This is a genomic window from Caldicellulosiruptor sp. F32 (assembly GCF_000404025.1).
Lineage (GTDB): Bacteria > Bacillota > Thermoanaerobacteria > Caldicellulosiruptorales > Caldicellulosiruptoraceae > Caldicellulosiruptor > Caldicellulosiruptor saccharolyticus.
In genome coordinates, this window is the sequence record NZ_APGP01000030.1 from 72124 (window position 1) to 94504 (window position 22381).

Consider the following 22381-nt stretch of genomic DNA (forward strand, 5'->3'; position numbering starts at 1 on the left):
CAAATTTCTTGATTTTTTTAAGTTTTTCTCATTCAATATTTATTTTTCTCAGTCTTTCTTAAGATTATTCTATCTTTTCTGTCAAAAGTTTCTGAAGCTCTTCTATAAAGGTATTTATATCTTTAAATTGCCTGTAAACAGAGGCAAATCGCACATACGATATCTCATCAAGTTTTTTCAACTTTTCCATAACCATTTCGCCTATTTCCCTTGAAGAAATCTCATCTCTCATAGAGTTATAAATCTCATTTTCAATCTCATCTACTATTTTGTTCATCTGCTCAATAGACACAGGCCTTTTTTGACATGCTTTTATAATCCCATTGAGAATTTTGCTTCTGTCAAACTCTTCACGGCGGTTGTCTTTTTTTATAACCAAAATAGGCTGTCTTTCAATCTTCTCAAATGTAGTAAATCTCTTCTGACATTTCAAACACTCTCTTCTTCTTTTAATTGTCCTTCCTTCATCAGCAGGTCTTGTGTCAATTACCTTGCTATCTTCATATCCACAATATGGGCATCTCATACTTTCATCTCCAATTCCTGATTGTATATCACAGTACAATTTTTCCCACTGCTTTTTGCACGGTACATCGCAATATCAGCACATTTTATCAAATCCTTAACATTCTCGGCATGTGCTGGGTAAGAAGAGATTCCAAAGCTCACTGTAATCTTTGTCTGGACAAGATTATCTTCTATTGTTTCGTTCTCAATTGCTCTTCTTATCCTCTCAACAACCTTGTAAGCCTCCGAACTTTCAAGATGACTAAATACAATCACAAACTCTTCGCCGCCATACCTTGCCACAATATCTCCCTTTCTAATCTTTTCTTTCGCAATCCTAACAATTGTCTGTAGTACTTTGTCTCCAAACAAATGCCCATATGTATCGTTGAGTTTTTTGAAATTGTCAACGTCAAACAATGCAACACTAATAGGATATCTACCATTTGAAGCTTCAATTTCCTTTTCTAAAACTTCATATAGGTAAATACGGTTATATGCACCTGTCAAGCCATCAACCATTGCCATACTTCTCATTTGCTGATACAGGCTTGAGTTTTCTAATGCAATTGAAACCTGAGCAGCAATAGAAGTTAAAAACCTCAAATTGTCCTCTGTAAAAATATCTTCAAATACATGTTCAAGCAATATTACTCCATACTTGTCATTTTTTGTAGAAAGAGAGGCATACATAATCGCCTTTGTTGGTCTTCCGTCAATAAATGGGCAATCTTCTGCTCTTACTCTATTTCTATACCCACTCTCACAATTCATTGCAACGTTTTTAAGCCATTCAATTTTTTCTTGTTTAAAACTCTCTTTTTGTTCATTCTCAGGAAGATTAGAATATGCAACGTATAGCTCTGTTTTATCTCTATTAAATAGTAAAATAGAACTCTTGTCAACTCCTGTTACACCAATCAATACATCGTTTACAAATTTCAAAAGTTCGTTAGTATCTAAAATTTGAGTTATTATTTTACTGATTTCTTGTAGATTGAAAAACTCACCAAGAGAGATATTAAGTCTTTTATTTATCTCTTTAAGATAGCTTATTTCCCTTTCCAATTCCTTTATCTTCACATCTTTAGCCTTATTTAACTCTACGTAATTTTTTATCTTTTCTTCCATTTGTTGTACTTGCGCTTCTAAGCTGCTAATTGAATTTCTTTGAACAACTTCAACTTTACCAGCGTTGTAAATCCAAAAAACATAGAAAAGGATGTATAATAAATTTCTAAAAACTTCAATGTTTATATCGCCTGAAATAAAATTACGGAATATGAAAAGAATATAAGAGAATATTAAGATAACTACTACTTGTCTGATACCACTCATTTTAATTCTTCCGAGGTAAAATAAAAATACCAATGATATAATAAACATGAGGTCAAACAGTTTTTCATACCCAAAGAAAAAGATAAGATTTATAATCTCAAAAAATTTAAGGTACTTATAAATCTCTTCGCTAATCTCAACCCTGCCACTAAAAAGCCATACTTTAAAGAAGTTATAGCCTACTGATACAAATAAAAATATAATCGGCACAAGCCAATCAGAAAAATAGGAGAGATTGTAATTTTTCGAAAACAAAAGCCTATCAAAAACTAAGTACAGGCCAACTGCTCCTATTAAAAACCATGAAACTTTTATGTATTCTCTTTCAATAACTATCTTTTGAGCATTCACAAGACTTCCTCCCACCTTTTACAATCCATTACTTTGAAGTTCCAACTTTTTTTTTTTTTTTTTTCATAAATGTAATATATTTACATCAGGCTAAAATACAACACAATTATAAAGATATAAGTCTCTTATTAAAATTATATTACATATTGCACTTACTGTCCACAAAAAAAGTACCCTTTGAAAAGGGTACTTTTTAGTAAAGACTTTATTGGAAGATTGTACAATTTTACATATTTAACATAAGTGAAATTTTTCTTTGAAGTTCCCCTTCGCTCATATAAAGCTTTGCTATACCTTGCTCAATTGCCTTTTTTGCCACAGCCAAGGCTACCTCAAATGAAGTCCTTCTGTCAAATGCCTTTGGAATTATATAATCTTCACTTAAGTTCTCATCTGCAATCTTTGCTATCGCTTCTGCTGCTGCAATTTTCATCTCATCGGTTATTCTCCTTGCTCTTACATCAAGCGCTCCCCTAAAAATGCCAGGAAAAGCTAATACATTGTTTACCTGATTGCTAAAATCGGAGCGGCCTGTGCAAACAATCCTCGCCCCCGCTTTTTTGGCCCTATCTGGCATAATCTCTGGTATAGGGTTTGCCATTGCCATAACAATAGCATCTTTTGCCATATTCTTTATATCTTTTTCGTCAAGCACGTTTGCAACCGACAATCCAATAAAGACATCGGCACCTTTAATTACATCATGAACAGAACCTCTCAAGAGATCTTTATTGGTAATTTTTGCTATTTCTTGTTTGTATTTGTTCATATCTTCTTTTCTTCCATCATAAATTGATCCAAGCCTATCACAAATAATCACGTTCTGTGCCCCGTATTTTATCAAAAGTTTTGAGACTGCAATTCCAGCTGCCCCAGCTCCGTTGATAACTATCTTTACATCTGAGATTTTCTTGTTTACAAGCCTTAAAGAGTTTATCAAAGCAGCCAATACGACAACTGCCGTCCCGTGCTGGTCATCATGAAATACAGGAATATCAAGCTCCTCAATGAGCCTTTCCTCAACCTCAAAACATGCAGGAGCCCCTATATCCTCAAGATTTATTCCTCCAAATGAGGGTTCAATAAGTTTTATTACCTTTACAATCTCTTCCACATCATTTGAATTTATACAGATAGGAAAAGCGTCAACCCCGCCAAACTCTTTAAACAAAACTGCTTTTCCCTCCATCACAGGAAGACCAGCATAGGCACCAATATTGCCCAATCCTAATACAGCTGTTCCATTTGTAACAACTGCAACCCAATTTGACTTTGAAGTGTATTCATAAACAAGTTCTCTATCTTTTGCAATCTCTTTACATGGCTCTGCAACACCAGGGGTGTAATAGATGCTCAAATCATTTGCATCATTTATTGGCACTTTGCTTTTGAGCGCAATTTTGCCTTTGTGCTGCTTGTGAAGTTTTAAAGCTAAACTTGCAATTTCCATATTTTCTTTGCTCCTCTCATTTTACTTGATCTTTTAAAAAATCTCAGCTACTTTTGTTACCATCTTCTTTTTTAAGATTTTCTATATACTCTTTTATTTCTTTTTCTTTTCCCATTTCAGTAGGATAATAGTACCTTCTTCCAACAAGCTCATCAGGCAAATATTGCTGTTTTATCCAGTGATTTTTAAAATCATGTGGATACAGATACCCTACTCCATGTCCAAGTTTTTCTTCACCATGTGAAGCCATTCTCAAGTGCATGGGAATGCTTTTAATAGGAGTATTTTTAGCATCCTCAAGTGCCTTTTCAATTGCTAAATACGCTGAGTTGCTTTTTGGAGCACATGCAAGGTATATAGTAGCCTCAGATAAAATTATCCGAGCCTCAGGCATTCCAACAAACTCACAAGCCCATGCAGCAGATGTTGCCACATTTAGTGCCATAGGGTCTGCCAAACCAATGTCCTCTGCTGCTAAGATTATAAGTCTTCTGGCAATAAATTTTATATCCTCACCGCTATCCAGCATCTTTGCAAGATAAAATAGAGCAGCGTCAGGGTCAGAACCCCTTACGCTTTTGATAAACGCCGAAATTGTATCATAATGCATATCACCTGTGGCATCATAAAGACTTACCTTTCTGCTTGAAAGGTTGCCTATGGTGTCTTGGGTAATCATAATTGTTCCATCTTCCAAAGGCTTTGTTGAATAAACACAGGCTTCTAAAATATTTAAAGCAACCCTTGCATCACCATTAGAAAGCCGTGCAATAAGTATTTTGGCATTCTCTTCTACTTTTACATTCATTTTTCCAAGGCCGTTTTCCTTATCTGAGACTGCTCTGTCAATAATCTTTATAATATCCTCTTCCTTTAAAGGAAATAGCTCAAAGACAAGAGAGCGAGACACCAGTGCTTTGTTGACCTCATAAAACGGATTTTCTGTTGTGGCTCCAATCAAGACTATTATTCCCTCTTCAACAGAGGGTAAAAGTGCATCCTGTTGAAGTTTGTTAAATCTGTGTATTTCATCAATAAATAAGATTGTCTTTCGACCACCTTGTGAAAATTCAAGTTTTGCTTCTTCTATAATCTTTTTTATATCATTAATCCCAGCAATAGTTGCATTTATCGATTTAAAGATTTTGTTTGTAACCTGTGCAATAACATGAGCAATTGTGGTCTTTCCTGTACCAGGTGGTCCATATAATATTATAGAAGTAAGCTTATCATTTTTTATGAGATTGTAAAGAGGTTTACCTTCACCTAAAATATGCTCTTGCCCAACAATCTCTTCAAGTCGTTTAGGTCTTAACTTATACGCAAGAGGAGATTCTCTTTTTAGCCTTTTTTCTCCTAAATACTGAAAAAAATCCATTTTAAACTCACCAGAACTTTATTCCTATTCGCTAAATTCACTATAAAGTGGATACTTTTCACACAATGCTTTAACCCTTTGTAAGATGTTATCATCTGTATCAGAATTTGTCAAAGTATCATGAATAATATCCGCAACTTCTATCATGTCTTCTTCCTTAAACCCACGTGTTGTCACAGCTGGAGTACCCAGCCTTATTCCACTTGTCACCATTGGACTTTGAGGATCAAAAGGAATTGCATTTTTATTACATGTTATATTCAAGCTGTCAAGTCTTTTTTCTGCATCTTTACCAGTGATACCTTTGTTTCGCAAATCAACAAGCATTAAATGATTATCCGTGCCACCACTCACAAGTCTAAATCCTCTTTCCATTAGCCTTGAACTGAGTGCTTTAGCATTCTTTAAAATCTGAATCTGATAGTTTTTAAACTCTTCTGTCATTGCCTCCTTTAGAGCAACTGCTTTTGCTGCAATTACATGTTCTAAAGGTCCCCCTTGAATGCCGGGGAATATAGACTTGTCAATCAGCTTTGCATATTTTTCCTTACATAGGATTAACCCCCCTCGAGGACCTCTAAGTGTCTTGTGAGTTGTTGTGGTAACAAAATCGGCATATTCAACAGGCGATGGATGAAGTCCTGCTGCAACCAAGCCTGCAATGTGTGCCATGTCAACCATCAAATATGCACCAACCTCGTCAGCTATCTCCCTAAACTTTTTAAAGTCAATAACTCTCGGATAAGCTGAAGCACCTGCCAAAATTAGTTTCGGTCTGTGTTCTTTTGCAATTCTTAAAACCTCATCATAGTCTATTGTCTCTGTTTCAGGGTCAACACCATAGGAGACAATATTATAAAGTTTACCAGAAAAGTTAACAGGACTTCCATGCGTAAGATGCCCACCATGTGAAAGATTCATGCCGAGTATTGTATCTCCAGGATTCAACACTGCAAAATACACTGCCATATTTGCCTGAGCACCAGAGTGTGGCTGGACATTTGCATGCTCTGCTCCAAATAGCTTTTTTGCTCTCTCAATAGCAATTGATTCAATAACATCAATATACTCACAGCCACCATAATATCTTTTGTTTGGATACCCTTCTGCATATTTATTTGTCAAAGGTGAACCCATTGCTGCCATCACAGCAACAGATACAAAGTTCTCTGAAGCAATGAGTTCAATCTTGTTTTGCTGCCTTTTTAGCTCATTTTTGATTGCTTCAGCTATTTCAGGGTCAGTATCCTTTACTAAATTATAAAAATACATTTGCATGCCCCTTTCTGAATATTTTTTCATTTCCTATATACAATGTTTGCAATTTATGATTATACACTAAAATTGTCCTTGTGTATATTATATTTTAGCTGTACTTTCAAAGTCAATCATTTTGCTGGAAAAGCACTGCACAAACTTTAATGTTCACAAGATAGTTTGAAGTACTATATAATCTTATTATAGACTTTTGAAAATTAAACAAAAGGAGAGCTAACGTTAAAAATGATGAGTCCAAAGGAGCTTATTGAAGTTGCACTTTTAGCTGGTGAGATAATGTTAAAAAACGGAGCTGAGACTTACAGGGTTGAAGATACAATGGTAAGGATATGTTCAAAAGGAAACTTGAAATTTGCTGAAAGTTTTGTCATCCCTACTGGAATTGTTGCAACAGTTGCAGATGAAGAAAACAACCTTTTGACTATTTCGAAGCGAATAAAGAACAGAACTATCGATTTAAACAAGATATCTCTTGTTAACCAGTTTTCAAGAGATTTTCAAAAGCATGAGTATGGTTATGCCCAATCAATAAAGATTTTGAATGACATACAAAACAAAAAAGGTTACAGCAATAGGATGACACCAATTGCAGCAGCTTTGGTGTGTTGTTTTTCCACAATATTGTTTGGTGGAAAAATTGTTGATGCCATCTCCGCCTTTTTTGTGGGTTTATTTACACAAGCTATATTGAATATCTTAAATTCGCGAAAACTATCTTACTTTATTTCTTATATAATAGGCGGATTCTCTACAGCCACCTTGGCATTAATAACTGTAAATTTTCACCTTGGAATCAATTTAGATAAAATAATTATCGGGTCTGTTATGATTATGACCCCAGGTGTTGCAATAACAAATGCAATAAGAGATACAATTGCTGGAGACCTTCTCTCAGGTGTTGCAAGAGGAGTTGAGGCATTTTTAATAGCTATCTTTATCGCAGCTGGAGCAGGAATTGCTCTAAGTATTTTAAAATAGGCTTTTCGAAGGAGGATTAAAACTTGGAAAAAAGTCTCTGGTTTCAATTAATTTCAGCGTTTTTGGTGAGTTTCTCGTTTGCAATCTTGACAAATTCACCCAAAAAAACACTGATTTTTTGTGGCATAAGTGGTATGATAGGCTGGTTTGTAAACATAATATTTTTACGGTCAAATTTTTCTCCTATTATAGGTGTATTTTTTGCTGCCTTAATGGTGAACATATTTTCAGAAATCTTTGCAAGACTTTTAAAAAATCCTGTTCCAATCTTTCTTATACCCGGCATTATACCTCTTGTTCCAGGTGCAGGGATGTATAATACAATGACTGCACTTATAAAAAATAATTTTGACACCGCAATAAAGACAGGAATTCAAACACTTTTAATTGCAGGAAGTATTGCAATTGCCTTAATGCTTGTTACATCATTCAACTGGATTTTCAAAGTATTTCAAAAGATAAAATTTGGGAAATAAAAAATAAAAGAAAGCATAAGCCACTTTTTATGGTTTATGCTTTCTTTGTTATTTTGCTTTTCGCGAATATGTGACATTTAAAGCTTCCTTTCGAGAAAGTGCAATTCGGCCAAGTCTGTCAATTCCAATAACCTTTACTAATACAAGGTCTCCTACTTTGACAACCTCATCAACCGATTTTAGTTTCTTGTTGTCAAGCTGAGAAATATGAACAAGCCCTTCTTTACCAGGATATATTTCAACAAACGCCCCATATGAAGCTGTTCTTGTAACTTTACCCAAGAAGAACTGGCCTACTTCAATTTCACGACCTATACCTTCAATCATACTAATCGCTCTGTTACCTGAGATATCATCAGGTGCTGCAACAAATATCCTACCATCTGGCTCTATATCGATTTTCACATTTGTCTCTGCAATGATTTTATTAATCATCTTACCACCAGGACCAATTATATCACGAATCTTTTCTGGGTCAACTGTAGTTTTAAATATTTTGGGTGCATACGGAGAAAGCTCACTTCGCGGCTTGTCAATAACTGTTTGCATAAAGTCTAAAATCTTTAGTCTTGCTTCTCTTGCCTGATATAACGCCTTTTCAATTATCTCTTTTGTCAAACCATGGATTTTTATATCAAGTTGGATTGCAGTTATACCTTCACGAGTCCCAGCCACTTTAAAGTCCATATCACCAAAGAAATCCTCTATTCCTTGAATGTCGGTAAGTGTGATAAAGCTACCATCTTCTTTTGTAATAAGACCAATTGATATTCCTGCAACAGGTGCTTTTATAGGAACACCAGCATCCATTAGTGCAAGAGTGCTTCCGCATACACTTGCTTGTGAGGTTGAACCGTTTGATGTTAAAACTTCTGATACAACTCTTATTGTATACGGAAACTCATCTTCTGAAGGTATAACAGGCTCAAGTGCCCTCTCTGCTAAAGCACCATGTCCTATTTCTCTTCTACCAGGTCCTCTTACAGGTTTTGACTCCCCTGTTGAATACGGTGGGAAGTTGTAGTGATGCATATACCTTTTTGCCTCTTCTTCTTCAAGCCCATCTAAAAATTGCATCTCACCTTTTGTTCCAAGTGTTGCAACTGTCAGAACCTGAGTATAACCTCTTTTGAACAGGGCTGAGCCGTGAGTCCTTGGTAAAATCCCTACCTCAGCATATAGAGGTCTGATTTCATCAAATTTGCGTCCGTCTGGTCTTTTGCCCTCTTCAGCAATCATCTTTCGAACAATCTCTTTTTCAAGGTTGTAAAGTGCATCGTCAACCAAAAGGAGTGTGTCTTCTGTCTCGCCTTCAAATACCTTTAAAACCTCTTCTTTCAGTTCATCAAGTTTTTTATCTCTTTCTATCTTATCTGGTATCTGAACATACTGATATGCTTTTTCATATGCAAGTTCTCTTACCTTTTGCTTTATCTCTTCAGGAACTACTCTTTTTTCATATTGCATCTTTGGCTTTCCAACTTCTTTTACTATTCCCTCTATAAACTCAACAATCTTTTTAATCTCCTCTTGAGCTGTCATAATAGCTTCAAGCATTATGTCTTCTGAAATCTCCTGGGCACCTGCCTCAATCATCATTACTTTATCTTTTGTACCAGATACAACAAGGTGTAGCTTACTGACTTCTCTTTCCTTTGCTGTAGGATTGATTACAATCTTTCCATCCACATACCCAACCAACACAGAGCCTGTTGGACCTTCAAATGGAATATCAGATATTGATAGAGCAACTGATGAGCCAAGCATTGCCAAAACATCAGGTGGATTGTCAGGATCAACTGACAAAACTGTTGCGATGACAGATACATCATGATAAAAGTCTTTTGGGAAAAGAGGACGTATTGGCCTGTCAATTAATCTTGCAGACAGAATTGCTTTTTCAGAAGGTTTTCCTTCTCTTTTGATAAACCCACCTGGAATCTTTCCCACAGAATATAGTCTTTCTTCATAGTCAACTGTCAATGGGAAAAAGTTTATACCCTCTCTCGGTTTTTCTGAAGCACAAGCAGTTACTAAAACAGCTGTGTCACCGTATCTTGCAAGCACTGCTCCATTCGCCAAAAGTGCATATTTACCAATCTCAAAACTCAGCTCCCTTCCTGCAAGCTCCATTTTATAAATTTTACTTTCCAAACTCAACCACCTCTCTCTAAAATAATGGAGCGGCTACACCGCTCCAGTTTTGTGACTTTACTTTCTGAGTCCTAATTTTTCTATCAGCTCACGATATCTATTTATATCATATTCTTTCAGATAGTTGAGAAGTTTCCTTCTCTGACCTACCATCTTCAAAAGACCTCTTCTTGAATGAAAGTCTTTCTTATGAATCTGTAGGTGCTCGTTTAGCCTATTTATTCTCTCTGTCAAAAGAGCAATCTGAACCTCTGGAGAACCCGTGTCAGATTCATGAAGCTGGTACTTCTTGATTATCTCCTGCTTCTGTTCCTTTGTGAGCATTCTCTTTACACCTCCCTTTTCTTTTTTAAATGCCTGAATCTTTGTTAAAGGCTGGGAGTATCCTCTAACAAGGACTCAGGTTAGCACATAGCATATTGTAACAAAAATCTTTTGGGATGTCTATATGCTTGCTTTGCAAAATAGAGCTTTTACATATTCAATGTCTTTGTTAATCTGATTTTTGAGTTCTTGCAAATTGACAAATTTTTTTTCATCTCGAATAAAACTAATGAACTCAACAGTTATCTCCTTACCATATGCTTCTTTTTCAAAATCCAAAACATGAGTCTCAATTTTTATGTTCTGAGTTTTCGACACCGTAGGATTAAAACCTACATTTGTAAGCGAAAGATATCTCTTGTTGTCAATAATTGTATTTGTTACATACACTCCATTTTTTGGTACAACCTTGTTTTTTTCAAATCCTATGTTAAGAGTTGGAAAACCCATTTTTCTGCCCAATCTGTTTCCTCTTTTGACAATGCCCTTGATAAAAAAGTTATAACCCAGCAACAAATTTGCAAGTTTTATATTGCCATCCATTATCAAGTTTCGAATGAGTGTGCTGCTTACAACCTGTCCCTGGTATTTGACTGGTTCAATGACTACACACTTTCTGCCAAAGTTTTTGAGTTTTTCGCACAGATATTTGCTATTTCCCTCAGCCTTATAGCCAAATGTAAAGTCATATCCAACTACCACCAAGGAAACATTTAGCTTTTTAATCAAGATATCTTCAATAAACCTATCTTTGTCTATCTGCATAAATTCTTTGTTGAATTCAATAAAATATACATCATCAATTTCATATTTTCCAAAAAATTCTAACCTTTCACTATTTGTAAGAATATATTTGGTGTCAAGCCCAAGCAATTTGTCAGGGTGATTTTTAAAAGTAAAAACTACCTTTTTGCACTGATTAGCACTTGAAGTTAAAACCTCAAATAATTTTTTATGCCCTATGTGAAAACCATCAAAAAATCCTAAAGCAACTGCTGGCGCGTCATTTCTTGTGAGTATCCTCTGATAAATGTTCATCTGTAATTTTCCACCTTCAATAGATATTTAAATCTATCCCCCTCTCTTTTGTAAACAAAAAAAGTATCTTTCATACTGATTTTGTAAAAATCTTCAAAAAGACTATTATTTAATTTAACCTCTATTATATCTTTCCTTGTCAAAGGATTACCATTTATTAGCTTTTTATATGCAGACTCATTCACAACTATCTCATTGGAAATCAGATTTTCTAAAGGAATAATACTGTTTTTTGAAATAAAGTCTAATGAAGAAGCAGCCTTGATATCAAAAACCCCACTTTTTGCCCTTCTTAGCTGAACTAAAGTGGCAACAGTAGAAAGCTTATTTGCTATTTTTTCAGCCAAGCTCCTTATATATGTGCCATGACTGCACTCAACAGCAAATGTCATATAAGGATAGCAATAATTTATCATCTCTATACTATATATGATACTCTTAATCTTTGGAATTTCAATGTCAATTCCCTCTCTTGCGTACTCGTATAGTTTCCTACCATTTACTTTCTTTGCAGAGTAGATAGGAACTGAAAGTTCTACCTCTCCTTTTAAGTCTTTTAGGCAATCTTCAATTTCACTTTGCTCTATGAAGATATTATTCCGCAACTGCACTCTCCCTGTTGTGTCAAGTGTATCTGTTTTAATTCCAAACTGCATTGTAGCTATATAAGTCTTTTTTGTTTTGGTGAAGAAGGATGAAAGTTTTGTTGCCTCACCTATCAAAAGCACTAAAAGCCCACTTGCAAATGGGTCAAGTGTTCCGCAGTGCCCAACTTTTGTTTTAAAGAGTTTTCTTACATACTCAACAACATCATGAGAAGTAAGTCCCACTGGTTTATCAACCAATAGTATTCCATTCATTTAACATCACTTTTGAGCCTCAGTAATAGGTTATTCTTTATCTGGTTTAACTCTAAGTTACTTACACTAAAACCGGCTGCCCTAGGATGGCCGCCGCCTCCAAATTCTTTTGAAATGGCTGCTACATCAAGATAATATTTCGATCTAAGACTTACTTTTATTCTGCTGTCTTCTTCAATGAACAGGGCAGCCACTTCAACACCTTCAATGTTCTTTGCAAAGCTTATAATATTTTCTGTTTCATCTCGAGATGCGTTGTTTCTTTCGAACATCTCCTTCGTAATTGTCAAAAATGCTATCTTGTTCTCTTCAAAGAGCTCTAAAGTTTGCAAAGTATCCTTTAAAAGGTTAAACTTTGATAAACTCATCTCGTCAAACACTTTATTTACAATATACACAAAGTTAATACCCATATTTATAAGGTCGCCAGCAATTTGATGTGTTACTGATGTAGTATTTGAATATTTAAATCCACCTGTGTCTGTAAAAATACTTGTATAAAGACAAGTTGCTATATCTTTGTCGTTATCAATGCCCATAAGCTTTACCAACTGATATACAATTTCGCCAGTTGCTGCAGCAGATGAATTTATATAGTAATAATCTCCAATCCCTTCACTTGTTACATGATGGTCAATATTGACCAGTTTTTTATAACAACTTTTAATATTTTTTATACCAGTTCTCTCAAGCTCACCAGTGTCTAATAACACCAAAACATCAAACATTTCGTCAATCTCATCTTTAATCTCTATCTTGTTTGCAGCAGGTAAAAATGATAGATTCTTTGGGACATTGTTTTTTAAAAACATCCGTGGACTTTTGCCCTTCTTTGTCAAGGCTAAGTATAAGGCAAGCATAGAACCAATACAATCACCGTCAGGATTTTCATGTGAGACAATTGCAATTTTGTTTGAGTTCAAAAGACAATTTATAATCTTGCTCTCTATCAATTCTCCAGTTCACCTTCGCTTTCATCTAAAGATTTTTCTTCTTCCTCTTCCTCATTCTTTGTAATGTTCAATTGATTGAGGATTTTTGAAATTCGAGCACCATATTCAATTGAATCATCTAACTCAAATGATATCTCTGGTGAAAATCTCAAGTTTATCCTTCGAGAAATCTCTCTTCTTATATAAGGTTTGGCATTTTCTAAAGCTTTCATAGTACTTGTAATATTATCCTTATTTTTGTCAAAAATACTCACAAAGACTTTCGCATATCTTAAGTCTTTACTCATATTGACCTTCACTATACTTATGAGTTCTGCACATATCCGTGGGTCTTTAAGCTCATGCTGTATTATGTCACTTATCTCTTTTTTTATTTCCTCAGCAACCCTGTCGGCCCTTTCAAATTGCATCTTATGTTTTCACCTCTTTATATTTTAACTCTCAACCTTTTGCATCTCGTATGCTTCAACAATATCTCCTTCTTTTATATCATTGAACTTTTCAAATGTCATGCCACATTCATACCCAGCTGCAACCTCTCTTACATCATCCTTGAACCTTTTGAGCGAAGCCAATTTCCCTTCATATACAACAACACCGTCTCTGATAATTCGTGCATTAGACGTTCTTGCTATCTTACCGTCTAAAACATAACATCCAGCAATTGTGCCAACAGATGAAGATTTGAATATCTGCCTTACCTCAGCATGACCAATTATTACTTCTCTATAAACAGGCTCAAGCAAACCTTTCATTGCTGCTTCTATGTCATTTATAACATCATATATGATTCTGTACATTCTGATATCAACCTTTTCTTTTTCTGCAAGAGACATCGCTCCAACTTCTGGTCTTACGTTAAATCCAATTATTATGGCATCTGATGCAGAAGCCAAAGTCACATCTGATTCTGTAATTGCACCAACAGCTGCATGGATTACCTTCACTGTAACCTCATCGTTTGAAAGCCTTTCAATTGCCGATTTTAAAGCTTCTACAGATCCTTGAACATCTGCTTTTATTATAACCCTTAGTTCTTTTAACTGTCCTTTTTGAATCCTCTCAAAGAGTTCATCAAGTGAAATCTTGCTTTGCTGCATTTTTTCTTCTTTGAGTCTCTCTTGGCGAATTTGAGCAACTGTTTTTGCTGTTTTTTCATCCTTTACACAAACAAGCTCATCGCCAGCAGTTGGAACATCTTCAAGCCCTAAAATCTCAACAGGCATGGAAGGCCCTGCCTCTTTAATTCTTTGCCCTTTGTCATCAATCATTGCTCTTACTCTTCCCCATGTACTGCCAACAACTACATAATCGCCTACTTTAAGTGTACCTTTTTGAACCAAAACTGTGGCAACAGGTCCTCTTCCTTTGTCAAGCTTTGCTTCTATTACTCTACCACGAGCTGGCCTGTTTGGATTTGCTTTGAGCTCAAGCAGGTCGGCAACAAGCAAAATCATTTCCAGTAAATGGTCTATACCTATCTTCTTTTTAGCAGAGACGTTTACAAATACAGTATCTCCACCCCATTCTTCAGGTATAAGACCATACTCAGAAAGTTGTTGTTTTACTCTCTCTGGATTTGCCTCTGGTTTGTCAATCTTGTTAATAGCAACTATAATTGTCACATTTGCTGCTTTTGCGTGATTTATTGCCTCAACTGTCTGGGGCATAACACCATCATCTGCTGCGACAACCAAGACTGCAATGTCAGTTACCTGTGCACCACGAGCTCTCATAGCAGTAAATGCTTCATGACCAGGTGTGTCTAAAAATGTTATTTTTCTACCGTTTACTTCAACAACAGATGCACCAATATGCTGGGTAATGCCACCTGCTTCTTTTTCTGTAACATTTGTCTTTCGTATCGCATCAAGCAGTGATGTCTTACCATGGTCAACATGACCCATTACAACTACAACAGGTGGACGTGGTTGCAAAGATTCTGGTGTATCTTCTTGATCTTCTAAAAGTATCTCCTCTTCGCTCTTTATTATTTCTTTTTCAACCTTAAACCCATAGTCTTCTGCAATTAAAGAGGCCACATCAAAATCTATTTCTTGGTTAATATTTGCCATCACACCAAGCATTATAAGTTTTTTAATGACCTCGGCAGCAGGTTTACCTATAAGATTTGCAAACTCACCAACAGTAATTTTCTGGGGAATTTTTACAATCTCTTCCTTCTTCTCTTCCTGAAGAGTTTTTGTTTGAAGCTTTAATACCTCTTTCTGTTCTTTTGACTTTTTCTTGAGTTTCTCTTTCTTGCCACGTCTCACATGCTTTTCTTGCAAGTACTCCTCTTCTAATAAGGTATCCTCTACCTCTTTGTCAATCTTTTCAAGTTCTTCTCTATCAACAGTAACCTCTTCTTGAGTCAGTTCATCAACATGAAATAGCTGCTTTTTGTGTTTAGTAGCCTTTTCAGCTTTTTGCTTTGTTGCGGCTTTATCCTGATATCTTTTTTCAATCTTTTGTTCTTTTGTAACCTCATATTTTGGTTTTGCTGTCTGTCTTTTTTCAGGCTCTTGTTGTGGAAAGACTTCCACAACCTTTTGAGCATGTACGGTAGCCTTTTTCTCTTTGCTCTCAAATTTTTTGCCACTTTCTCTTGGAATCGCTTCTTGATGTTTTTCTCTTCTTTCTCTGTTAAGCTTTTGTCTAACCTCTTGTTGAGATTTCTGCGATACTTTTTGTTCTACTCTCTTGTCATAAGCATGCGACGGTTTTTCACCATGTCTTATGTGTTTTTTCTCATCATGAGTCTTTGTATGCCTTTCACCTGAACGACCTTCCTTATGACTTGGTAACCTTTCTCTTCTCTTCTCTGCATATTCTTTTTCCTTTTCTTGCAAGATATATTCTAAAACAAGGTTAATATCGTTTTCCTCTAAAGCGCTCATATGACTTTTGTGTTCAATATTTAACTTATTAAGTATATCCATCAAATCTTTATTTTGAATCTCTAAAAGCTTTGCAAACTCATATATCCTAAGCTTATTTGTCATTCTGACACCTCCGCCGATTTTTTAAAATTCTCAGCAAAAAACTTCTCAACCACGTCATAAAACTCCTTAGGAATAGCTACCTTCAAAGACCTCTCAAGCCCCTTTTTCTTCTTTGCAAGATGCAAGCATTTTCTATTTTTACAAAGATATGCTCCTCTTCCTGGTAGCCTTTGTTTTTCATCTATGAAAATACCATCATTATTTTTAGCAATCCTCAAAAGCTGGTATTTTGGTCTTATCTTTTGACAGCCAACACATTTTCTGTGTGGGACATATTCTTGCACCTTTTCACCCCACTCACTTTATTTACCTCTTATATCTATCTTCCAACCAGTGAGCTTTGCCGCAAGCCGTGCGTTTTGTCCACCTTTCCCAATAGCAAGCGATAACTGGTCATTTGGAACAAGTACAAATGCCTTTTTCTCAACCAAATTCAAATCAATATGAACAACCTCCGCAGGACTGAGCGCATTTTTGATAAACTCACCTATGTCATTGCTCCATTTCACTATATCAATCTTTTCACTTCCAAGATGTCTCAGAACATTCTGAATTCTTATTCCCTTTTCGCCAATACAAGCACCCACAGGGTCAACCTTTAAACTGTTAGAATAAACTGCAACCTTTGACCTTGATCCAGCCTCTCTTGCAATCCCTTTTATCTCGATTATCCCTTCTTGAATCTCTGGTACTTCATTTTCCATAAGTCTCTTAATCAAATTTGGATGTGTTCTTGAAAGATAAACAATTGGTTCTTTTTCTTTTGGAGGAATCCTGACATCTACAAGGTAAAACTTCATCATTGTCCCCGGCTTATACTCCTCACCTGGTATCTGCTCTTCCATTGGAAGTATTGCTTCTACCTTCCCACCTTCTATCTCAACAATGACGTTTTTCTTGTCTATTCTCTGAATAACCCCTGTTACAATATTGTCAATCTTGGCTGAATAATCTTCAAATATAATATTTCTTTTCTTCTCTCTTATCTTTCCTATAACTGTTTGTCTTACCGTCATTGCAGCTTTTCGGCTAAAGTCTGAGATTGGAACCTCTATTGCAACAATGTCACCAATCTGATAGCGTTTGTCAATCTTCCGTGCATCTTCCACCGAGATTTCGTTCCTTTTGTCCTTTACATTTTCTACTACTTTTTTGTATTCAAAAATTCTCACATCGCCTTTTTCAGGGTCAATTGAAACCTTTACATTTGAAAGGTTCTTGTCCCTTATCCCTCTTACCTGCTTATAAGCAGTTAAAAGTGCAGATTCTAAAACAGAATAGATATACTCTCTTTCAATCTTATATTCCCTCTCAAGTTCATCAATTGCAGAAAATAATTCCTGAAAATCTGTAGTTAGTTCTTTCTTTGTCATTTTTGTTAAAAGCCCCCTTTGTCTTTTCTTAGAATCTTATCGCAACCTTTACCTTCTTTATATTCTCAAATGGGACAGAAATATTTTCTCCATCTACCATTATAATCAGCACATCTTCTTTCTTCTCGACAAGCTCACCTGTTAGCTTGGTAGTATTCATAATTGGCTGTTTCAAGAAAACGTCAACCACCCTTCCCCTATTCCTTACAAAATCTCTGTCATTCACAAGCGGTCTGTTAACTCCCGGTGATGAAACCTCCAAATAATAGCTAAAAGGTATAGGATCAACAATATCCAGCTTATTAGACAATTCTTCACTCACACGTTGACAGTCGTCTATTGTAATTCCACAAGGCTTGTCTATATACACTCTCAGAAAATGGTTCTTCCCTTCTTTTTTGAACTCAATATCAACTAAGTCAAAACCATATTTTTCTAAAATGGGTTTCACAAGCTCCTCTACCCTTTTGGTCACCTTTGACACACTTAATCCTTCCTTTCAAAAACTTTATTTTCAACAAAGAAATTTCCTCTAAACAATATTAAAGAGTGGGGGATACCCACTCTCTTGCTAATTTACTTTATGTCAACAGAACTGATTATATATATTATACCATCTTACATTTATTTTAACAAGAATCCATTCAATTTTATTATTACCTAAACTCCTTCAATGAATTCTTTAATTTGTTTATAGCTTTTTCTACATCTCCACTTTCAAACACATACGATCCAGCAACAATTACATCTGCACCTGCCTTTACACACTCTACAATAGTCTTTTCGTTGATACCTCCATCTACCTCAATTTCAAAACCATATCCTTCTTTTTTCCTTATCTCAGATAAATTTTGAATCTTTTTTAAGGTGTAAGGAATAAACCTCTGTCCTCCATATCCAGGATTTACAGTCATAACCAAGACCATATCCACCATTTCAAGCACATTCTCGATTAGGCAAATTGGAGTTGCAGGATTTATTGCAACACTTGCTTTTTTACCAACACCTTTTATCTTATTTAAAAGAGCATCTAAATGATGAGTAGTTTCTACATGTACTGTGATGTTGTCAGCTCCGCTTTCTATAAATTTGTCAATATGTTTTTCAGGATTTATGACCATCAGATGCACATCAAAAAAAAGGTTTGTATGCCTTCTTAATGCCTTTACAACTTGAGCACCAATTGTAATATTCTCAACAAAACACCCATCCATAACATCTATATGTACCAAATCAGCACCAGCTTTTTCAAGCTTTTTAACTTCACTTTTTAAATCTGAAAAATCAGCAGATAAGATTGATGGTGCAACTTTTACCGACAACTTAAAAAACCTCCCCTTTAAAGTAAATATGCTTGTCACATTAGTTTTAATCATATTCCTTTTGGACAGGAAGCTGCATAAATATCTGCTTGTAACGTTCATACCTCTCAAAGTTTATCTTCCTATCGTTTACAGCTGCTTTTACACCGCATTCTGGTTCAAAGATATGATTACATCCTGGAAATTTACAATTCTCGTAATCATAGAATTCTGGATAATAGTACTTTAGCTCATCTTTGAGCATTCCCGTAATCTCTATTGAACTAAAGCCTGGTGTATCGGCAATATATGTGTCTTCACCTGCTCGTAAAAGTTCAACCACCCTTGTGGTGTGCCTTCCTCTTTCAATCTTTTTAGAAATCTCCCCAACCTTAAGATTCAAACCGGGGATTAAACAGTTCAAAATAGATGTTTTTCCTACACCTGACTGGCCTGCAAAAACAGATATCTTTCCTTTGATATGCTCTTTTAATTTTTCCATTCCTTCACCAGTCTTTGCAGACACTCCTATGACTTCAAATATACCATACTGATTTTTTACAACCTCTAATGTCTTGCCATTGTCAAGGTCAACCTTATTAACACAGATAAGGGGTTTAACTTTTTCTCTTAAAACATTTACAAGTAATTTGTCAAGGGTAATGAAAGAAACCTCAGGGAAAACAGAAGCTACTACAACAATTGCAGTATCTACATTTGCAATTGGCGGTCTTATAAGCTGGTTTCTCCGCGGAAGAATCTTATCTATTACATAAGCTCCTTTTGCTTTTTCCACAATTGTAACATTATCTCCCACAAGCGGAGTTATATCATCTTTCCTAAACACTCCACGTGCTTTGCACTCATAAATGGTACCTTCACGGTCATAGACGTAATAAAAACCCGCAATTGCTTTTACAATAACCCCATTTATCTCCATAGCTCTATTCCACCATCTCCTCTGATGATAATTGGTCATTGATATACATTCTAATAGTTGATGGTCCTGTGATTGGTACCTTTACCTGCAAAGGAGTTTCTTCTTTTTTCACAACTCTATCAAATACAATACTTTCATTGTTGTTTGAGACAACAACAATCTTTACATTTGCTTCATTTAAATCAGAAGGTAAAATAACTGTTTTTATGATAATCTTAGCAGTATTTTTTTGTTCAACCTTTTGGGAAACTACTAAGTCAACACTGCTACCTTTGTCCACAAGAGTATTTGCAACAGGTAGCTGGCTTATAACAATGTTAGAGTCACTGTCAGTTACTTCTTTATATGTGATACTGCCAGTATTTAGACCTGCTTTTTGCAAAAGTTCTTTTGCAGAAGCTATATCTAAACCAGTAACATCAGGTACAGGCACCTTTTCAATCTTAGGCCCTAAGCTCACAGTCAATACTACTGTTCCGTTTTTCTCAATCAATTCGTTAGCAGAAGGCTGCTGGAAGATAACAGTGTCAACAGGTTTATCAGAATAATCTCTTTTTATCTCTACATTAAGCCCAGCATTAGTCAAATCAATCTCCGCATCCTTCACATTTTGTCCAACAACATCTGGTACACGTACCATCTCTGGTCCTTTACTAACTGTAAGTTTTACAGTTGTATCTTTTTTAACTTTAATGCCCGCAGCCGGCTCTTGATTTATAACTGTCCCCTTTTCAGCTTGGTCGTTTTGTTCCTCTATTGTAAACTTTAGTCCAAGCTCATCTAATTTGCTTTTCGCATCATCAACTGAATATCCAACAAGATCTGGCATTGTAATTTCGTTATCTTGTGGTGTTAAACTCTTTCCAATAGCATTATAAAATATTAGCCAGCCAATCGCAACAATAACTAAAGCAGTTAAAATACCACTTACAACGTATATCCAATCTTTTTTGTTTGCTTTTTGCTTTTTCTCACCTTCTAAAACTATATCTTTTGACTTCAATTGTTCAAGTTGAAACTGCTTTGTTGCAACATTTTCATGAGTTTCTATCTTTACAAAATCCCCTTCAGGCTCAATTAATGAATTTTTCAAATCTTGCATCATCTCTGTTGCAGATTGGTATCTTAAAAGTACATCCTTTTGCATAGCTTTTAGGATAATTGCCTCTAAACTACGTGGAATATCCGGGTTGTATATAGTAGGACGAATTGGCTGTTCTTGTAAATGTTTTAATGCAATGGATATAGGGGTATCGCCATCAAATGGCAAAACGCCAGTCACCATCTCATATAATACAACTCCAAGCGAATACAAATCAGACCTATTATCAACATATCCACCTCTTGCTTGCTCTGGTGAAAAATAATGAACAGACCCTATTGTCAGATTTGTATTTATTATGGTTCCGGTTGAAACAGCCCGTGCTATGCCAAAATCTGTGACCTTAACTATTCCATTTTCGTCAATTAGAATGTTTTGTGGCTTTATATCTCTGTGAACAATTCCCTTTTTGTGCGCATGGTCCAGTGCTCTCAAAACCTGTATTGCAATTGTAACTGCATCTTTTGTACTGACTCTTCCTGTCTCTTTGATAAATTCTTTCAGTGTTTTCCCATTTACATATTCCATTACTATGTAGTGCATACCTTCTTGCTCACCAACATCGTAAATAGATACAATATTTGGATGTGAAAGCGAAGCTGCAGCTAAAGCCTCTGTTCTAAATCTTGACAAAAACTCCTCATCATTTGCAAATTCACTTCTTAATACTTTTATAGCAACATGTCTGTTAAGTACTTTGTCCTTTGCCTTGTATACAATCGACATACCACCACTGCCTAACTTTTCAATAACACTGTACCTATTACCTATAACAAAATCATCCATTTTCAACCATCACCTTCTTGAAAAAATTCTTTGAAATGGTCTTCCCTAAGCGGTAAAATAGAGTACTGTTATATTGTCAACGCCACCATTTTCAAGTGCCTTGTTTATTAGCACTTCTCCTACTTTTTCAAATGTATTTTTCGTAAAAACCCCTTTTATGTAAGATTCTGGAACCATGTTAGTAAGCCCATCTGTACACAGTAAAATACACCATCTTTCCCCCAGCTCTTCCTGTGTAAGTTCATAAATATCTATTTCTATCTCTTTGTCTACGCCAATTGCACGTGTAATTATATTCTTCTGTGGATGAGTATAAATCTCCTCTTTTGTAATTTTACCATCTTTGTACATTTCATAAACTAATGAATGATCTTCTGTTATTTGCATTATCTTCTCTGCATTAATAAGATAAACCCTTGAATCACCTACATTGCTAATAATTACCTTGCCCTTGAGAAGAAATACCCCCGCCAAGGTTGTCCCCATTCCAAACCATAGCGGATTTTCAACCTGAAGCTCTGTTATCTTTTGATTTGCATAAGAATATGCTTCCTTTATAACCTCTTTTGCTATTTCATTAAACCTTTTTAGATTTATCAAAAGATACTCCAGGACATATTTGCAGGCAAGGCTACTTGCAACCTCACCTGCATTGTGACCACCCATACCATCTGCAACCAAGAATATGCTAAAACTATCATCATTTGACTTAAATATCAAATAATAGTCCTCATTATTTGTTCTCACATTCCCTATTTCTGAGAGTGCAACGTACTTCACATACTTCAT

General features: G+C 35.6%; 21 protein-coding genes. 2 read left to right on the forward strand and 19 right to left on the reverse strand.

From position 1 onward, the window contains the following. Nucleotides 1-64: 64 nt before the first annotated feature. The 5 genes from nrdR to glyA all read right to left on the reverse strand — a co-directional run bounded on the left by nrdR (nt 65) and on the right by glyA (nt 6296). On the reverse strand, nt 65-526 hold the full coding sequence (nrdR, locus tag H964_RS02670) for a transcriptional regulator NrdR (protein WP_039764417.1): 462 nt from the start codon (nt 524-526) through the stop codon (nt 65-67). After that, nucleotides 523-2196, reverse strand: a complete 1674-nt coding sequence (locus H964_RS02675; protein ID WP_039764418.1) for a sensor domain-containing diguanylate cyclase — start codon at nt 2194-2196, stop codon at nt 523-525. Before H964_RS02675 ends, nrdR begins: the two co-directional genes overlap by 4 nt. Before the next feature lie 226 nt (nt 2197-2422). Then, nucleotides 2423-3646 carry an NAD(P)-dependent malic enzyme gene (locus H964_RS02680; protein WP_039764419.1) on the reverse strand — a complete coding sequence of 408 codons (1224 nt, stop codon included), beginning with the start codon at nt 3644-3646 and terminating at the stop codon, nt 2423-2425. 43 nt (nt 3647-3689) lie between these two features. Further along, nucleotides 3690-5024, reverse strand: a complete 1335-nt coding sequence (locus H964_RS02685; protein WP_039764420.1) for a replication-associated recombination protein A — start codon at nt 5022-5024, stop codon at nt 3690-3692. Between the two features lie 24 nt (nt 5025-5048). Continuing rightward, complete coding sequence (gene glyA / locus H964_RS02690) at nt 5049-6296, reverse strand: serine hydroxymethyltransferase (RefSeq protein ID WP_039764421.1); 1248 nt, start codon at nt 6294-6296, stop codon at nt 5049-5051. 231 nt (nt 6297-6527) lie between these two features. On the opposite strand from glyA, the gene H964_RS02695 reads away from it, so the two are divergent. Together H964_RS02695 and H964_RS02700 are read left to right on the forward strand one after the other, a co-directional pair. Further along, entirely contained in the window at nt 6528-7280 is a 753-nt protein-coding gene (locus H964_RS02695; RefSeq protein ID WP_051109291.1) for a threonine/serine exporter family protein, read from the forward strand. 23 nt (nt 7281-7303) lie between these two features. Next, nucleotides 7304-7756: a threonine/serine exporter family protein gene (locus H964_RS02700; protein ID WP_039764423.1), complete on the forward strand. Its 453-nt coding sequence runs from the start codon at nt 7304-7306 to the stop codon at nt 7754-7756. A 48-nt stretch (nt 7757-7804) separates the two neighbouring features. On the opposite strand, the gene H964_RS02705 is transcribed toward H964_RS02700, so the two are convergent. From H964_RS02705 to H964_RS02770, 14 genes are all read right to left on the reverse strand, one after another. Then, nucleotides 7805-9910, reverse strand: a complete 2106-nt coding sequence (locus tag H964_RS02705) for a polyribonucleotide nucleotidyltransferase (protein WP_039764424.1) — start codon at nt 9908-9910, stop codon at nt 7805-7807. Nucleotides 9911-9967: 57 nt separating this feature from the next. Beyond that, nucleotides 9968-10234 (reverse strand): 30S ribosomal protein S15, encoded by a 267-nt coding sequence (rpsO, locus tag H964_RS02710; protein ID WP_011917585.1) that lies wholly within the window; start codon nt 10232-10234, stop codon nt 9968-9970. Nucleotides 10235-10354: 120 nt separating this feature from the next. Then, the gene (locus H964_RS02715; protein ID WP_039764426.1) at nt 10355-11272 is read right to left on the reverse strand and encodes a bifunctional riboflavin kinase/FAD synthetase; all 918 of its coding nucleotides are present in this window, start codon (nt 11270-11272) and stop codon (nt 10355-10357) included. Then, nucleotides 11269-12132 carry a tRNA pseudouridine(55) synthase TruB gene (gene truB / locus H964_RS02720; RefSeq protein WP_039764428.1) on the reverse strand — a complete coding sequence of 288 codons (864 nt, stop codon included), beginning with the start codon at nt 12130-12132 and terminating at the stop codon, nt 11269-11271. Before truB ends, H964_RS02715 begins: the two co-directional genes overlap by 4 nt. Then, nucleotides 12129-13085: a DHH family phosphoesterase gene (locus tag H964_RS02725; RefSeq protein ID WP_039764429.1), complete on the reverse strand. Its 957-nt coding sequence runs from the start codon at nt 13083-13085 to the stop codon at nt 12129-12131. The genes truB and H964_RS02725 overlap by 4 nt, the downstream gene beginning before the upstream one ends. Then, nucleotides 13082-13495 carry a 30S ribosome-binding factor RbfA gene (rbfA, locus tag H964_RS02730; RefSeq protein ID WP_039764431.1) on the reverse strand — a complete coding sequence of 138 codons (414 nt, stop codon included), beginning with the start codon at nt 13493-13495 and terminating at the stop codon, nt 13082-13084. The genes H964_RS02725 and rbfA overlap by 4 nt, the downstream gene beginning before the upstream one ends. 24 nt (nt 13496-13519) lie before the next feature. Further along, nucleotides 13520-16090 carry a translation initiation factor IF-2 gene (infB, locus tag H964_RS02735; protein ID WP_039764432.1) on the reverse strand — a complete coding sequence of 857 codons (2571 nt, stop codon included), beginning with the start codon at nt 16088-16090 and terminating at the stop codon, nt 13520-13522. Beyond that, a complete protein-coding gene (rnpM, locus tag H964_RS02740; protein ID WP_039764433.1) occupies nt 16087-16374 on the reverse strand; it encodes an RNase P modulator RnpM in 288 nt (95 codons plus the stop codon). Before rnpM ends, infB begins: the two co-directional genes overlap by 4 nt. Nucleotides 16375-16392: 18 nt before the next feature. Further along, a complete protein-coding gene (nusA, locus tag H964_RS02745) occupies nt 16393-17463 on the reverse strand; it encodes a transcription termination factor NusA (protein ID WP_039764434.1) in 1071 nt (356 codons plus the stop codon). A 28-nt stretch (nt 17464-17491) separates the two neighbouring features. Beyond that, complete coding sequence (rimP, locus tag H964_RS02750) at nt 17492-17947, reverse strand: ribosome maturation factor RimP (RefSeq protein ID WP_039764436.1); 456 nt, start codon at nt 17945-17947, stop codon at nt 17492-17494. Between the two features lie 172 nt (nt 17948-18119). Then, nucleotides 18120-18785 carry a ribulose-phosphate 3-epimerase gene (gene rpe, locus H964_RS02755; protein ID WP_039764437.1) on the reverse strand — a complete coding sequence of 222 codons (666 nt, stop codon included), beginning with the start codon at nt 18783-18785 and terminating at the stop codon, nt 18120-18122. Between the two features lie 46 nt (nt 18786-18831). Continuing rightward, the gene (rsgA, locus tag H964_RS02760) at nt 18832-19704 is read right to left on the reverse strand and encodes a ribosome small subunit-dependent GTPase A (protein WP_039764438.1); all 873 of its coding nucleotides are present in this window, start codon (nt 19702-19704) and stop codon (nt 18832-18834) included. 4 nt (nt 19705-19708) lie between these two features. Continuing rightward, nucleotides 19709-21592, reverse strand: coding sequence for a Stk1 family PASTA domain-containing Ser/Thr kinase (gene pknB / locus H964_RS02765; protein WP_039764439.1), 1884 nt, complete (start codon nt 21590-21592; stop codon nt 19709-19711). A 45-nt stretch (nt 21593-21637) separates the two neighbouring features. After that, nucleotides 21638-22381: a Stp1/IreP family PP2C-type Ser/Thr phosphatase gene (locus H964_RS02770; protein ID WP_039764440.1), complete on the reverse strand. Its 744-nt coding sequence runs from the start codon at nt 22379-22381 to the stop codon at nt 21638-21640.

Excerpts from the sequence above, each read along its gene's own strand:
- H964_RS02715 (WP_039764426.1), bottom strand. The coding sequence starts at position 11,272 with ATGAACATTTATCAGAGGATACTCACAAGAAATGACGCGCCAGCAGTT.
- H964_RS02680 (WP_039764419.1), bottom strand. The coding sequence starts at position 3,646 with ATGGAAATTGCAAGTTTAGCTTTAAAACTTCACAAGCAGCACAAAGGC.
- H964_RS02685 (WP_039764420.1), bottom strand. The coding sequence starts at position 5,024 with ATGGATTTTTTTCAGTATTTAGGAGAAAAAAGGCTAAAAAGAGAATCT.
- rsgA (WP_039764438.1), bottom strand. The coding sequence starts at position 19,704 with ATGGAGATAAATGGGGTTATTGTAAAAGCAATTGCGGGTTTTTATTAC.
- infB (WP_039764432.1), bottom strand. The coding sequence starts at position 16,090 with ATGACAAATAAGCTTAGGATATATGAGTTTGCAAAGCTTTTAGAGATT.
- H964_RS02770 (WP_039764440.1), bottom strand. The coding sequence starts at position 22,381 with ATGAAGTATGTGAAGTACGTTGCACTCTCAGAAATAGGGAATGTGAGA.
- H964_RS02695 (WP_051109291.1), top strand. The coding sequence starts at position 6,528 with ATGATGAGTCCAAAGGAGCTTATTGAAGTTGCACTTTTAGCTGGTGAG.
- truB (WP_039764428.1), bottom strand. The coding sequence starts at position 12,132 with ATGAATGGAATACTATTGGTTGATAAACCAGTGGGACTTACTTCTCAT.
- rbfA (WP_039764431.1), bottom strand. The coding sequence starts at position 13,495 with ATGCAATTTGAAAGGGCCGACAGGGTTGCTGAGGAAATAAAAAAAGAG.
- nrdR (WP_039764417.1), bottom strand. The coding sequence starts at position 526 with ATGAGATGCCCATATTGTGGATATGAAGATAGCAAGGTAATTGACACA.
- rpsO (WP_011917585.1), bottom strand. The coding sequence starts at position 10,234 with ATGCTCACAAAGGAACAGAAGCAGGAGATAATCAAGAAGTACCAGCTT.
- glyA (WP_039764421.1), bottom strand. The coding sequence starts at position 6,296 with ATGTATTTTTATAATTTAGTAAAGGATACTGACCCTGAAATAGCTGAA.
- pknB (WP_039764439.1), bottom strand. The coding sequence starts at position 21,592 with ATGGATGATTTTGTTATAGGTAATAGGTACAGTGTTATTGAAAAGTTA.
- nusA (WP_039764434.1), bottom strand. The coding sequence starts at position 17,463 with ATGACAAAGAAAGAACTAACTACAGATTTTCAGGAATTATTTTCTGCA.